The 13,808-nt window shown below is 72.0% G+C and carries 11 protein-coding genes and 2 pseudogenes; 10 read left to right on the forward strand and 3 right to left on the reverse strand.

The window, feature by feature from the left end:
* Nucleotides 1-59 precede the first annotated feature (59 nt).
* The 7 genes and pseudogenes from Pflav_RS40415 (at nt 60) to Pflav_RS40445 (ending at nt 6,672) form a co-directional block, all read left to right on the forward strand.
* Complete coding sequence (locus tag Pflav_RS40415) at nt 60-557, forward strand: hypothetical protein (protein ID WP_173041794.1); 498 nt, start codon at nt 60-62, stop codon at nt 555-557.
* 61 nt (nt 558-618) lie between these two features.
* On the forward strand, nt 619-1,194 hold the full coding sequence (locus tag Pflav_RS40420; protein WP_173041795.1) for a YceD family protein: 576 nt from the start codon (nt 619-621) through the stop codon (nt 1,192-1,194).
* 12 nt (nt 1,195-1,206) lie between these two features.
* Nucleotides 1,207-1,380 carry a 50S ribosomal protein L32 gene (gene rpmF / locus Pflav_RS40425; protein ID WP_173041796.1) on the forward strand — a complete coding sequence of 58 codons (174 nt, stop codon included), beginning with the start codon at nt 1,207-1,209 and terminating at the stop codon, nt 1,378-1,380.
* Between the two features lie 96 nt (nt 1,381-1,476).
* A pseudogene (locus tag Pflav_RS40430) lies at nt 1,477-2,404 on the forward strand (phosphate acyltransferase PlsX).
* Nucleotides 2,397-3,153 (forward strand): annotated as a pseudogene (gene rnc, locus Pflav_RS40435) (ribonuclease III). The pseudogenes Pflav_RS40430 and rnc overlap by 8 nt, the downstream one beginning before the upstream one ends.
* Complete coding sequence (gene mutM / locus Pflav_RS40440; RefSeq protein WP_173041797.1) at nt 3,137-3,991, forward strand: bifunctional DNA-formamidopyrimidine glycosylase/DNA-(apurinic or apyrimidinic site) lyase; 855 nt, start codon at nt 3,137-3,139, stop codon at nt 3,989-3,991. The pseudogene rnc and the gene mutM overlap by 17 nt, the downstream one beginning before the upstream one ends.
* A gap of 485 nt (nt 3,992-4,476) precedes the next feature.
* Nucleotides 4,477-6,672: an MMPL family transporter gene (locus Pflav_RS40445; protein ID WP_173042918.1), complete on the forward strand. Its 2,196-nt coding sequence runs from the start codon at nt 4,477-4,479 to the stop codon at nt 6,670-6,672.
* An 8-nt stretch (nt 6,673-6,680) separates the two neighbouring features.
* On the opposite strand, the gene Pflav_RS40450 is transcribed toward Pflav_RS40445, so the two are convergent.
* Genes Pflav_RS40450 through Pflav_RS40460 form a run of 3 tightly spaced genes read right to left on the reverse strand, consistent with a single transcriptional unit; the run spans nt 6,681 to nt 8,776 of the window.
* Nucleotides 6,681-7,109 carry a spherulation-specific family 4 protein gene (locus Pflav_RS40450; RefSeq protein ID WP_173041798.1) on the reverse strand — a complete coding sequence of 143 codons (429 nt, stop codon included), beginning with the start codon at nt 7,107-7,109 and terminating at the stop codon, nt 6,681-6,683.
* Nucleotides 7,106-7,963, reverse strand: a complete 858-nt coding sequence (locus Pflav_RS40455) for a DUF3492 domain-containing protein (RefSeq protein ID WP_173041799.1) — start codon at nt 7,961-7,963, stop codon at nt 7,106-7,108. The genes Pflav_RS40450 and Pflav_RS40455 overlap by 4 nt, the downstream gene beginning before the upstream one ends.
* A 51-nt stretch (nt 7,964-8,014) precedes the next feature.
* Nucleotides 8,015-8,776 carry a CAP domain-containing protein gene (locus Pflav_RS40460; protein ID WP_173041800.1) on the reverse strand — a complete coding sequence of 254 codons (762 nt, stop codon included), beginning with the start codon at nt 8,774-8,776 and terminating at the stop codon, nt 8,015-8,017.
* Nucleotides 8,777-9,091: 315 nt separating this feature from the next.
* Here Pflav_RS40460 and Pflav_RS40465 point away from each other — a divergent pair, with 315 nt between their 5' ends.
* From Pflav_RS40465 to Pflav_RS40475, 3 genes are all read left to right on the forward strand, one after another.
* On the forward strand, nt 9,092-9,286 hold the full coding sequence (locus Pflav_RS40465) for a hypothetical protein (protein ID WP_173041801.1): 195 nt from the start codon (nt 9,092-9,094) through the stop codon (nt 9,284-9,286).
* 228 nt (nt 9,287-9,514) lie between these two features.
* Complete coding sequence (smc, locus tag Pflav_RS40470) at nt 9,515-13,096, forward strand: chromosome segregation protein SMC (protein ID WP_173041802.1); 3,582 nt, start codon at nt 9,515-9,517, stop codon at nt 13,094-13,096.
* Between the two features lies 1 nt (nt 13,097).
* Nucleotides 13,098-13,694: an HAD-IA family hydrolase gene (locus tag Pflav_RS40475; RefSeq protein ID WP_173041803.1), complete on the forward strand. Its 597-nt coding sequence runs from the start codon at nt 13,098-13,100 to the stop codon at nt 13,692-13,694.
* The last annotated feature ends 114 nt before the right edge of the window (nt 13,695-13,808 follow it).

Here is a 13,808-nt window from a genome sequence, read left to right on the forward strand (position 1 = left end):
TGGGGTGTACACCCTCATCATGTGGGGGTCGTCTGTGGAACGACAGGAGTGAGGCGCCAGTGGACCCGCTCGACCGCATCGACGAGATCATCGCCATCGTAGAAGCCGCCCGATCGGTCCCCATGTCGCGCACCAACTGCATGGTCGACCGCGGCGAGATGATCAACGCCCTCGACCAGCTCCGCGCCGAGCTCCCCAGCGAGCTGCGGCGGGCCACAGCACTGCTGGACGAGCGCGACAAGATCATTGACGCCGGCCGCCGCGAGGCTGACCGGATCATCAGCGAGGGTGAGGCCGAGCACGCCCGTCTCGTCTCGGTGAACGAGATCACCGTCTCCTCCGAGCACGAGGGCGCCCGGATCGTCGGCGAGGCCCGCGCCGAGGCCCAGCGGCTGCGCGAGGAGGTCGACGACTATGTCGACACCGCGCTGGCCAACTTCGAGCAGTTCCTCACCCGCGCGCTCGCCTCGATCGAGCGGGGCCGGGACAAGATGCACGCCCTCCGCGAGATCGGCACCTTCACCGGCGAGGAAACCGAGCGACCACTGCCCTTTTGATACTGGGAGCGGTCGTCGGGTACCGTAGACCGTCGGCCTCCTACCAGGCCGGAGTCTCATGATGCCCAATCACTCGCCGACCCACCTCGATCCCAGGTCGCCGCTGGTCCTCGACACGAGGGAGCTGCCGCGCCGGCCTGGTGCGATGCGTACGGTCAGTCGGGTCGTGCCGGCACCGGCGGACCTCGGACTGGAGCTGATCGGGGTGCCCGAAGGCGCCGATCTCACCCTCGACCTGAGGATGGAGTCGGTCTCCGAGGGCGTGCTGGTCTCCGGCACCGCGTCCGCCTCAGTGGCGGGCGAGTGCAGCCGGTGCCTGCGCCCGGTCAGTGACTCGGTGGTCGTCACGATCCAGGAGCTGTATGCCTATGAGCACAGCGCCACGGTCGAGACGACCGACGAAGACGAGGTCGGCCGGCTTCAGGGTGACCTGGTCGACCTGGAGCCGGCGCTGCGGGACGCGGTGGTGCTCGCACTGCCCGCCAACCCGCTGTGCCGAGAAGACTGTCCAGGGCTGTGCCCCGAGTGCGGGGTGCCCTGGGACGAGCTGCCCGCTGGCCACAGCCACGAGCAGGTCGACCCGCGGTGGGCAGCCCTGTCGCAATTGAAGCCGAGTAACAAATTGAATGGCAAGTAGGGAGTAGGAACCGTGGCCGTTCCCAAGCGGAAGATGTCGCGCAGCAACACCCGGTCGCGCCGGGCGCAGTGGAAGGCCACGGTGGTGGCGACGGTGGCGTGCCCCCAGTGCCGCTCGCCGAAGCTCCCGCACGCGGCGTGCTCTGTCTGCGGCACGTACAACGGCCGCCAGGTCATCGAGGTCTGACCCGAGCCGCGCGTGGAACACCCGACCTCGGGTCGGGAAGCTCCGGTTCCAGCCGCCGGCCGGCATCGCCCGGCCGGCGTTGGCGTAAAACCGGGCATCGCGCGGATCGCCGTTGACCTCCTCGGCGGGGACGGGGCACCCGCCGTCGTGGTTGACGGCGCTCTGCGGGCATGCAGCGCCGATCCCGACCTCCACCTGTTGCTCGTCGGCCCACCTGAAGTGGCCGACGAGGTGCTTGGTGCGCTCCCACCTGAGGACCGCACCCGCGTCGCGGTGCGCCCGGTGCGGGCCGTCGTCGGCATGGCCGACGCGCCCACCAGCGCCAAGCGCCCCGACACCACCGTGCGCGCGGCGGTCGCGGCCGTCGCGGAGGGCGGTGCCGACGCGCTTGTCTCGGCCGGGGCCAGCGGCGCGACAGTCACCGCCGCCGTGCTCGGGCTGGGCCGCTGGACGGGGGTACGCCGCCCCGCGCTCGTCGTCACCCTCCCGGCCGAGGCCGGTCCCGTGGTGCTGCTCGACGTGGGTGCCTCGGTCGAGGCGCGCCCGGGCACGCTGGCCCGCCACGCCGCGCTGGGCGCCGCGTACGCGGCCACCGTCAACAACGTGGAGCATCCCCGGGTCGGCCTGCTGTCGATCGGCACCGAGCCGGGCAAGGGGACCGGGCGCGGCGTGCCGCCGACCCGGTGATCGCGGCGCAACCCCTCCCGTCCGAGGCCCGCTACGTCGGGCTCGTCGAGGGCTATGAAGTGTCGCTGGGTGAGCGCGCCGACGTGATCGTCGCCGACGGGTTCACCGGAAACGTGCTGCTCAAGGGCATCGAAGGCACGTACATCCGATGCCGCCGGGACCAGGTCGAGACGCCGCCGCGGGCAGCGGCGCTCGTCGGGGTCGGGGCGTCGTCATCGTCTGCCATGGCGCCGCGACCGGGGCGGACGTCGCCTCGGGCATCGCTCTCGCCGCACATCTGCATCGCCGCGCCGCGGCCACCGAGATCGCCACGCTGCTAGGGGTGAGTCATGGATAAGCGCAAACGGCCGCCGGCCGTCCACCTGGAGGCGGCCTTCGGCGTCGTCCTCGACGCGGAGCTGCTGGAACGGGCCCTCACCCACCGCTCGTACGCGTACGAGAACGGGGCCTGCCCACCAACGAGCGGCTGGAGTTCCTCGGCGACTCCGTGCTCGGGGTGGTGATCACTACCGCGCTCTTCCACAACCACCCGGACCTACCCGAGGGGCAGCTCGCCAAGCTGCGCGCCAGCGTGGTCAACATGCGGGCGCTGGCCGACGTGGCGCGCGGGCTGGGGCCGAGCGGGCTGGGGGCGTACCTGCTGCTCGGCAAGGGTGAGGAGACCACCGGCGGACGGGACAAGGCGAGCATTCTCGCGGATACGCTGGAGGCGCTGCTCGGCGCGATCTACCTCCAGTACGGGCTGGACATCGCCTCCGAGGTGATCCACCGGCTCTTCGACCCGCTGATGGCCGAGTCGGCCGGCCGGGCGCGGGGCTGGACTGGAAGACGAGCCTCCAGGAGCTGACCGCCTCACTGGGGCTGGGCGTGCCGGAGTACCGGATCGACGAGGCCGGGCCGGACCACGCGAAGACGTTCACGGCGTGGGTTGTGGTGGCTGGCGACAGGTACGGCGGGGCCGAGGGGCGGAGCAAGAAGGAGGCCGAGCAGCGGGCGGCGGAGGCGGCGTACCGCACGCTGTCGACCAAGTTCGGCGAGACAGCCGGTGAACAGCCGGCGGGAGGGGACCATGCCGGAGCTTCCTGAGGTCGAGACGGTCCGCCAGGGCCTGGCCAAGTGGGTGACCGGGCGGCGGATCGCGTCGGTGGAGGTGCGACACCCGCGGGCCATCCGCCGGCACATGCCCGGCGCCGACCACTTCGCCGCGGTGCTGGCCGGGCACACGGTGCTCGACGTGTGCCGGCGCGGCAAGTACCTGTGGCTGCCGCTGGACTCGGGCGACGCGATCATCGGCCACCTCGGCATGTCCGGCCAGCTGCTCTTCCAGCCCGGCGACGCGCCGGACGAGACCCACCTGCGGATCCGGTTTCGCTTCGATGACGACGGCCCGGAGCTGCGCTTCGTCGACCAGCGCACGTTCGGCGGCCTGTCCGTCTCGCCGGGCGGCGCCGAGCTTCCCGCCGAGATCGCGCACATCGCTCGGGACCCGATGGACCCACTCTTCTCGGACGCGGACTTCGCGACCAAGCTGCGCCGCAAGCACACCGAGGTGAAGCGGGCGCTGCTCGACCAAAACCTGATCTCCGGCGTGGGCAACATCTACGCGGACGAGGCGCTGTGGCGGTCCAAACTGCACGGCGTCCGCCCGACCGACGCGCTCACCAAGCCGGCCGCCGCGCGGCTGCTCGGGCACATCCGCGAGGTGCTGTCCGAGGCGCTGGTCGCCGGCGGCACGAGCTTCGACGCGCTCTACGTCAACGTGAACGGCGAGAGCGGGTACTTCGACCGCTCCCTCAACGTGTACGGCCGGGAGGGCGAGCCCTGCAACCGCTGCGGCACCCCGATCCGGCGCGAGCCGTTCATGAACCGCTCGTCCTACTCGTGCCCCCGATGCCAGCCCCGCCCCGCACCCCGATCAGGGTGACCTCGTAGGGACCATTTCCAAGAGGCAGATCCGGGCTACCGCGATGCCCGTTGTGGTCCGGACCGCTGCTCCCGCGGCCTCACCCTCCGCGTTCCACACCCCAAGCCGGCTGCCGCCAGCGGCGGCGACGTGCGCCCTCGCCGGTCGCCGCCGACCGGGACGAAACCAACCCAGCTCGACACCGGCGGAGGCCGTGTGGGTTGGGCTTGGACCGCGGGCCTGGCAGTGGAGGCCGGGGGTTCGGGGAGCGCCAGCGAGCCGCCGGCCGGAACGGTGCCCGCGGGAGCATGCGGTCCGCAGGTGACGCGGACGGGGGCAGATTAGTCCTGAGGGAGGGTTGTGGCCCCGATGCCGAAGGTCTTTGGTCGGGGTATTCCCGAGGCGTTACTTCCGGGGCGGGGCGGGTCGCTCCCGGATGTAGCGTCGCGCTGCGCTCCCTAGCGTCATGTGCTGTGACCAGGACTGTGGCGGAGGGGGAGCCCACGATGGGCAAGCGACCGATGACCGTGCGGGTCGCGCGATGGAGCGCGGAGCATCCGTGGCGCGCGATCGCGCTGTGGGTGGTGTTCGTGGCGGTGTGCTTCGTAGGCGGCAACGCGGCCGGCCTCAGCGAGGCGACCGACGAGGACCAGGCGATCGGCGAGGCCGGTCGTGCGTCCGTGATTGAGATTCACGGTGACTTCGACGACCCGGCGGTGGAGAACGTCCTCATCACCGCCTCAAGTGGACAGTTGGACCGGGCGGCGGCGGATGCGGCGGCGGCCGACGCGGTCACCCGGATGAAGGCTACCGAGGGCGTGGCGAAGGTGGACCCGCCGGTGGCCGCGCGGGACGGCTCCGCGCTGCTGATCGGGGTCACCATGACCGGTGACCCGGACACCGCCTCGGACCGGCTCAAGCCGTTGGAGGACACGACCTCGGCGCTCCAGCAGGCGCACCCGCAACTGCGGATCGAGCAGGTCGGCGGGCCCTCCATCGGCAAGGCGCTCGACGACACGCTGGGCTCGGACTTCAAGCGGGCCGAGCTGCTGAGCCTGCCGGTCACGCTGGCCATCCTGATTGTCGCGTTCGGTGCGCTCATCGCGGCCGGTGTGCCGGTGCTGCTGGCCATGTCTTCGGTGTTCGCGGCGATGGGTCTGTCCACACTGGCCTCCCACCTGCTGCCGGCGACGGACACGACAAACAGCGTGATCCTGCTGATCGGCCTCGCGGTCGGCGTCGACTACTCGCTCTTCTACATCCGCCGCGAGCGGGAGGAGCGGGCCAAGGGGCGGAGCCACATCGACGCGGTGGAGATCGCGGCGGAGACGTCCGGGCACGCCGTGGTGGTGTCCGGCATCGCCGTGATGATTGCCATGGCCGGGCTCTTCCTCGCCACTGACGTGGTGTTCTCCTCGCTGGCCGTCGGCTCGATCCTGGTGGTCGCGGTCTCGGTGATCGGCTCGCTGACCGTGCTGCCGGCAATGCTGGCCAAGCTCGGCCGCTGGGTCGACCGCCCGCGCGTACCGCTGCTGTGGCGCCTTTCGGCCCGCCGCCAGGGTGCGCCCCGCTTCTGGCCGGCCCTGCTCCGCCCGGCGCTGCGCCACCCGCTGCTCGCCCTGGTCATCTCGGTCGGTGCGCTCCTGGCGCTGGCGGTGCCCGCGGCGGGTATGAAGATGAAGTTCCCGGGCATGGAGGACCTGCCCCGCACCACGCCGGCCATGCAGGCGTACGACCGGCTGACCGCCGCGTTCCCGAGCACCGGCACGGCGCACTACCTGGCCGTCGAGGCGCCGGCGGCCGAGGCGCAGCAGGTGAAGGCGGCGCTGACCACGCTCGCGGAGAAGGCCGGTGGTGACCCGCTCTTCGCCCCGGTCGAGGCGGACGGGCCGAAGATCGACCAGTCCGCCGACGGCACGGTGACGCTGCTGCAAGTGGCGACGCCGTACCACACCCGCACCGACGAGGCGCGGCAGTCGCTGGACAAGCTCCGCGAGGTGTACGTGCCTGAGACGATGGCGGGGCTGTCCAACGTGGACTACGCGGTCGGCGGTGACGTGGCCGGCAGCGTCGACTACGCCGCGCATATCCGGCAGAAGCTACCGCTGGTGATGGCGTTCGTACTCATCCTCACGTTCGTGGTGATGGTGCTGACGTTCCGCTCGGTGGTGGTCGCGCTGACCTCGATCCTGCTCAACCTGCTCTCGGTCGGCGCCGCGTACGGCCTGCTGGTGCTCGTCTTCCAGGGCACCTGGGCGGAAGGGCTGCTGGGCTTCACGTCGATGGGGTCGATCGTGACCTGGCTACCGCTCTTCCTCTTCGTCGTCCTCTTCGGACTGTCCATGGACTACCACGTCTTCGTGGTCAGCCGGATCCGCGAGGCGGTCCAACGTGGAGTGTCCAACCGGGACGCTGTGTCGTACGGCATCACAAGCTCGGCCGGCACGGTCAGCAGCGCGGCGATCGTGATGGTGGCGGTCTTCTCCATCTTCGCCACGCTGAGCACGATCGACATGAAGCAGCTCGGCATCGGCCTGGCGGCGGCGATCCTGCTCGACGCGACAATCATCCGCGCGGTCGTGCTGCCCTCGGTGATGACACTGCTGGGCGACGCGAACTGGTGGGCACCGCGCTTCCTGCGCAAGAGCCCGCCGGCCAAGCACGCGGAGCAGCCCGAGCGGGAGCTCGTCTCCGTCCACTGACGAAATGCTTACCAGGTGCGGGTTTCGGCTACCACGCCGAAGCCCGCACCTCGCCATTCCATCAGCTCGCGGGCGGCCTCCGCGTGGGCCGCCGGGACGCCGTACACGAGGTGGCCGTCGCCGGGCGCGGCACCCTCGCCGGTCCAGCGCTGGTAGTCGGCCCAGTCCCCGTCGAAGACGCAGATCGGTGCGCCGAGCGCCCGGTACGCCTGGTCCACCGGCCCGCCCGGGTTGAGCACCACCAGCCCGAACCCGGCCCGCCGGGCAGCCCGTACCGCCAGCGCGACCCCGCCCAGCCCGGCCTGGTCGCCCGGTGCCCGATCCAGGAAGATCCCGTCGAGCGGCTGGGCTGCCCGCCGCTCCACCGCGTCGAGGACGTCGGCGAGCGGGCGAGCGCCGTACTCCAGGTCGACCTTGACCAGCCGGTCCATGGTCATGCCGCCACGTCCTGGTAGAGGTGGTCGTAGGCGCGGCGCGGCGCGAACCGCACCGGCTCCTCCCCGCCCGGCACCACCACGACCTTGGCCGGGTCGGCGCCGTCGCGCAGCTCCCACAGCTGGTGGAAGCGGCTGGCCGTGGCGACGAGCGCGGCCTCCGTGTACCCGAGGCGGCGCAGAGCGCGATGGAAGCGCAGCAGCACCGCCTTGACCGCGGTGGATCCCTCCGCGGCGACCCGCGGGCGGTCCTCGGTGAGCAGGAATGGCGTCCCGGCGCGCCACCGCGCCGCGAGCGCGACAAGCAGCGGCGGCCCGGTGGCGATGGCGTGGCAGAGGTCCGCGGTGGGTGCGCGTACGGCGAGCGGCCGCAACGCGCTGTCGAGGTGGTCGGCCGCGCAGCGCGCGTCCCGCACCGAGAGGCGGGGCAGCGCCGGCTCGCAGCGGGCCGCCAGCCAGGCGTCCAGCAGCACGTCGGCGAGGGGTACGCCGCGTAGCGGGACACCGCCAGCCTCAGCCAGGTCGGCGAGCAGGCGCAGGCTCTCGGCGAACATCGCCGTGCCCTGCTCGCCGTCGGTCAGCAGCCCTCGGCAGAGCAGTACCGCGGCCGCGGTGGCAGCCCGCCTCCTGTGGCGCTGGGCCAGCCGCCCCGTCGGCGCGGGCCGGCGGTCGTCGAGCGGGTGGAGGAGTGCGTTGGGCGGGAGCGTGTACGCGGGCTCCCGCCGCCGCTCGTCCGGGCCGAGCGCGACAAGGTGGAACGTGTGCCGGTCGAGGCCGTGCAGCAGCCGGTGGCACCAGTCGCCCCGGCCACCCTTGACGTACGGGTAGGAGTCGTCCGTGATGAGCGCAACGCGCATGCATAGGACAACGACCGAGGTCGAATCCTGGCGTGTCAGCTACGCGACAGTTCAGACCACCGAACCGAACATCTGTGTCCAGTACGGCGTGCCGTTGCTCGCGTACGCCAGACCGACGCCAATCGCCTTCGCGTTGCAGTTGAGGATGTTGGCGCGGTGGCCGTCGCTGTTCATCCAGCCGTCCATCACGGCGGCTGAGGTGCGGTAGCCGGCGGCCACGTTCTCGCCGATCGCGTTCGTGTACCCGGCCCGCTCCGAGCGCTCCCACGGCGAGCTGCCGTCGCTGCCGTCGTGGGACATCTTGTTGTGCTCTGCCTGGTCCTGGCTGTGCAGCCGGGCGGCGCTGGCGAGCTTGGTGTTGACCTTGACCGGACCGCACCCGGCGGCCGCCCGCTCCTGGTTGGTGATCTCGACGACCTTGTTCTCGTCGGCCGACTGGGCCGGGCTCGTGCCGCCGCCGGTCGCCGGGCGGGTTGTCGACTTGCTCGGCGAGCGCTTCGGCGTCGGGCTCGTGGAGGTGCGGGGCTTGGCCTTGGCGGTCGGTGTGGGGCTCGCCTTCGGGCTCTCGGCGGGGGTCGCGGTGACCGAGACCGCTACGCCGAAACTACCCGTTCCGCCCGCTTCGTCGGTACGCTCCGAAGCTGTCCGATTAGCCCCTGATTCGCCGCCGGTCAGGCTGGGACGGAGTACCGCCGCGGCGGCGCCGAAGGCCAGCAGCAGGGCGCCGACCAGCACGGCGAGGGCGAGCGGGCCCGGCAGGCGGCGAGCGGGCCGGTGTCGGCCGGTATGCCTCGACGGCGCCTCGGCGTCCATAGGGTCCTTCCCGGTAGATGGGCCGTGCCGGACGGTACGGGCGCGCTCCCACCTGGGCAATCGCTCTAAGGAAGATCTAAGGCGGCGCCAAGGAAGCTATCGATCATGGTGGCCGGGCTGGGCATGGGCGCCAATCCTCGCAGGGTGAGGGTGATGTGGGCCCGGTTAACTTGACGAAGCGGTCGTCTCGGCGGAGTATAGGGATCGTCGCCAGTCGCGCCCAATCATGCCCGCGCGTGCCCGTGGGCTGATAGTCGCGAAATTGCTGGGCGCGCGTTGGCCGGCCACTCCGGCAGCGCATTACAAGGAGACGATATGGCGAAGGCCCTCTACGGCCACGTTGGTGCGGCGCCCGATCGGCGCCTCCTCGACGAGGTCACCCGACTGCGTGCCAGGGTTCAGGCACTGGAGTTCGAGGTCACTAGGCTGCGTGCGGAAAACGACCGGCTCGCGGCGGCGGCTGCCGAGGCAGGAGACCTGCTGAGGCTGCCCGAACCGGCCCTGACCTGACCTCCCGGGCGCCGGGGCTGCCGGCGCCCACCGCCTATAACTCGATCGCACCGCACACATCGCGCGCCGACACAACAAGTGGCGGCGCGCAGCTTTTTGCCTTCGCCGAATCATTCGTCCGACGTGCGGGAATCCCTGTCCGCGGTACTGAGCGCGGCGTGGCGGGTGCCCAGGGGCGAGCCGGGTTACCCTGCGAAGGAGATGTCACCTGCGAGCGGATAGAAAGACGTGCATTTAAAGAGCCTGACCGTGAAGGGCTTCAAGTCCTTCGCCTCCGCGACGACGTTGCGACTGGAGCCGGGTATCACCTGCGTGGTGGGCCCCAACGGCTCCGGTAAGTCCAACGTCGTCGATGCGATCGCCTGGGTCCTGGGCGAGCAGGGCGCGAAGGCGCTGCGCGGCGGCAAGATGGAGGACGTGATCTTCGCCGGCACGGCCGGCCGCGCGCCGCTGGGCCGCGCCGAGGTCACGCTCACCATCGACAATACGGATGGCGCGTTGCCGATCGACTACACCGAGGTGTCGATCACGCGACGGATGTTCCGGTCGGGCGAGAGTGAGTACGAGATCAATGGCAGCTCCTGCCGCCTGCTCGACATCCAGGAGCTGCTCTCCGACTCCGGCATCGGCCGAGAGATGCACGTCATCGTGGGGCAGGGCCAGCTCGACGCGGTGCTGCACGCCAAGCCCGAGGACCGGCGCGCGTTCATCGAGGAGGCGGCCGGCGTCCTCAAGCACCGCAAGCGCAAGGAAAAGGCGCTGCGCAAGCTCGACGCGATGCAGGCCAACCTCAACCGGCTCACCGACCTGACCGCCGAGCTGCGCCGCCAGCTCAAGCCGCTCGGCAAGCAGGCCGAGGTGGCCCGGCGCGCGGCCGGTATCCAGTCCGACCTGCGCGATGCCCGACTGCGCCTGCTCGCGGACGATCTGTCCACATTGCGTTCCACTCTGGACAAGGAGATCGCCGACGAGACCGCGCTGCGCGAGCGGCGTGAGCTTGTCGAGCACCAGTACGGCGAGGTGGGGCGGCGGCTCGCGGAGCTTGAGGCGGCGCACGCCGAGGACGCCCCGCTGCTCGCCGCCGCGCAGGACACCTGGTACAAGCTTTCCGCCCTCCAGGAGCGCTTCCGCTCCACCGAGCAGCTGGCCAGCGAGCGGCTGCGCCACCTGTCCGCCACTCCGGACGACGAGCGCCCCGGCCGCGACCCGGAGCAGCTGGCCGCCGAGGCGGAGCGGGTACGGGCCCAGGAGGAGCAGCTGCGCGCCGCGCTCAAGGCCGACCAGGCGCACCTCGCCGAGGCCGTGGAGCGCCGCCAGGAGCTGGAGCGGCAGCTCGCCGACGCCGAGCGGGCCCTGCGCACCGCCGCGAAGGCGATCGCCGACCGCCGGGAAGGGCTGGCCAAGCTGACCGGGCAGGTCAACGCCGCCCGGGCGCGCACCACGAGCGCCGCCGAGGAGATCTCCCGGCTCGCCGCGGCCCACTCCGACGCCCAGCTGCGCGCGGAGAAGGCACAGGCCGAAGTGGACGCTGTGGCCGCGCTATCCACTGAGGCGGATCGGGACAACGCGGACCTCGACGACCAGCACGCCGAGGCGGTGGCCGCGCACGAGGAGGCGACCGCGCGGGTACGGGCGCTGACCGACGCCGAGCGGACCGCGGAGAAGGAAGCCGCGACCTGGAAGGCGCGCGAGGACGCCCTGGCGATGAGCCTGCGCCGCAAGGACGGTGCGGGCGCGCTGCTGGCCCGTGCCGACCAGGTGCCCGGCCTGCTGGGCAGCCTCGCCGGCATGCTGACCGTCGCACCCGGACACGAGGCGGCGCTCGCGGCCGCGCTGGGCGGCCTGGCCGACGCGGTGGCCGTGGCCGGCGTCGACGAGGCGACCGAGGCCATGCGGCTGCTCAAGATCCAGGATGCCGGCCGGGCCAGCCTGCTGGTGGGCAGCCCCGGCGGCCCCGGCATGATCGGGTCGCCGGACGCGCTCCGCCCGGCCCTGCCCGACGGCGCGAGGTGGGCGCCGGACGTGGTCACCTGCCCGGAGCAGATCCGCCCCGCGGTGCACCGGGCGCTGCGCGATGTCGTACTCGTGCCGGATCTCGCCGCCGCCAGCCGGCTGGTGGCGACCAACCCCGAGCTGCGTGCGGTCACGCCCGACGGCGACGTCGTCGGGGCGTACGCGGCGGCCGGCGGCTCGGCCAAGGCACCCAGCTACATCGAGGTACAGGCGGCGGTCGAGGAGGCAAAGGCCCGGCGGGCCGAGGCCGAGGACGTCATGGCCGGCGCCGCCGAGGAGCTCACCGAGGCCCGCGCCGAGGTGGCCGTCCGCAAGGAGGCCGTCACGGTCGCCGCGGCTGCCAAGCGGGAGGCCGAGGGGCAGCGCAACGCCGCCGCCCGGCGCCTCGCCGAGCTGGGCGCCGCCGCCCGTTCCGCCAAGGCCGAGACCGAGCGGCTGGCCGCCTCCCGGTCCAAGGCCGAGGAGGCCCGCGAGCGCGACCTGGCCGCCCTCGACGACCTGGAGGAGCGGCTGCGGCTGGCCGAGGACACCGCGATCGACGAGGAGCCGGACACCGACGAGCGCGACCAGCTCGCCGCCGCGGTGCCGCAGGCCCGGCAGAACGAGATGGAGGTCCGCCTCGCGGTTCGCACCGCCGAGGAGCGGGTCGCCTCGATCGCGGGCCGGGCCGACTCGCTGGCCCGCCAGGCCGCCGCCGAGCGGGCCGCCCGCGAGCGCGCCGCCGCCCGCCGAGCAGCGCGGGCCCGCGGCGCCAACATCGCCCGCGCCGTCGGGGTCGGCGCCCGCGAGGCGCTCGCTCGTGTCGCGGTCTCGCTGGCCGGCGCGGAGCGTACCCGTGACGAGATCGCCCAGTCGCGGTCCGCGCGCGAGGCCGAGCTGTCCGAGGTACGGGGTTCCGCCAAGCGCCTCGGCGCCGACCTGGACCGGCTCACCAACGAGGTGCACCGCGACGAGGTGGCCCGCGCCGAGCAGCGGATGCGCATCGAGCAGCTGGAGATCAAGGCGGCCGAAGACTTCGGGCTCGACGTCGAGACGCTTGTCGCCGAGTACGGCCCGCAGCAGCCCGTACCGCCGACCCAGGTCGAGGTCAACGCCGCTCTCGCCGACGACAAGCCGGCGCCGGAGCCGGTCGCGTACCACCGGCCGACGCAGGAGAAGCGGGCCGCCAAGGCCGAGCGCGAGCTGACGCTGCTCGGCAAGGTCAACCCGCTCGCGCTGGAGGAGTTCGCGGCGCTGGAGGAGCGCTTCAAGTTCCTCTCCGACCAGCTCGAAGACCTCAAGGCCACCCGCCGGGACCTGCTCACCGTGGTCAAGGACGTGGACGACCGCATCCTGGAGGTCTTCGCCAGCGCGTACCAGGACACGGCCCGCGAGTTCGAACAGGTCTTCACGGTGCTCTTCCCGGGTGGGGAGGGGCGGTTGGTGCTCACCGACCCGGAGGACATGCTCGCCACGGGCGTCGAGGTCGAGGCCCGCCCGCCCGGCAAGAAGATCAAGCGGCTCTCGCTGCTCTCCGGTGGCGAGCGCTCGCTCACCGCGGTCGCGATGCTCGTGGCCATCTTCCGGGCGCGGCCCAGCCCGTTCTACATCATGGACGAGGTCGAAGCCGCCCTCGACGACGTCAACCTCGGCCGGCTGATCACGCTGCTGGCCCAGCTTCGGGAGAAGAGTCAGCTGATCATCATCACGCACCAGAAGCGCACGATGGAGGTCGCCGACGCGCTGTACGGCGTAACCATGCGCAGCGGCGTCACCGAAGTGATCAGCCAGCGCCTGTCGAACGACGAGGCCGCGTAGCGTGCGCGCCCGACCAACCGCCCTCCTGGTGGACCTGGACGGCGTGCTGCGCCGGTGGGACCCCGAGGTGCCCGCGCGCGTCGAGGCGGCGCACGACCTGCCCGTCGGCGCGCTGGAAAAGACGGCGATGGACTGGTCCCGCCTCCTCCCGGTGATCACCGGCGTGGTTAGCCACGCAGAGTGGATGGCGGGCGTGGCCGAGGCGCTGGAGGCGCCGGAGGCGGTCGCCGAGTGGCAGGAGTACTGCGGCGACGTCGACCCGGACATGCTGGAGTTCGTGCGCGACGCGCGCGCTGCGGGCATCCCGGTCGCGATCGCCACCAACGCCACCGACCAGCTCGACGCCGAGCTTGACGCCCTCGGCCTGATCGGCGAGGTCGACGCGGTGGTCAACTCTTCGGAGGTCGGCGCCCACAAGCCCACCAAAGAGTTCTTCGCGGCCGCCTGCCAGGCCCTGCGGCGCACCCCGAGCCAGGTGCTGCTGGTCGACGACTCCGACCGCTTCGTGCGCGGTGCCCGGGTGATCGGGCTTTCCGCGTACCGCTGGAACGGCCCCGCCGACCTGCCGTACCTGCGCGCCGCCCTCGGCCTGACCTGACCAACCAGGCCTCGGCGCCGGTTAGCGGCGTTCGTCGTTTTTGTCCTTACTGTCGCCGCGACCGGAAGCTGAAGATCTCTCCGTTATTTTTGATGTTGGGTGGGCCCGATCGGG

Source organism: Phytohabitans flavus, assembly GCF_011764545.1.
GTDB lineage: Bacteria > Actinomycetota > Actinomycetes > Mycobacteriales > Micromonosporaceae > Phytohabitans > Phytohabitans flavus.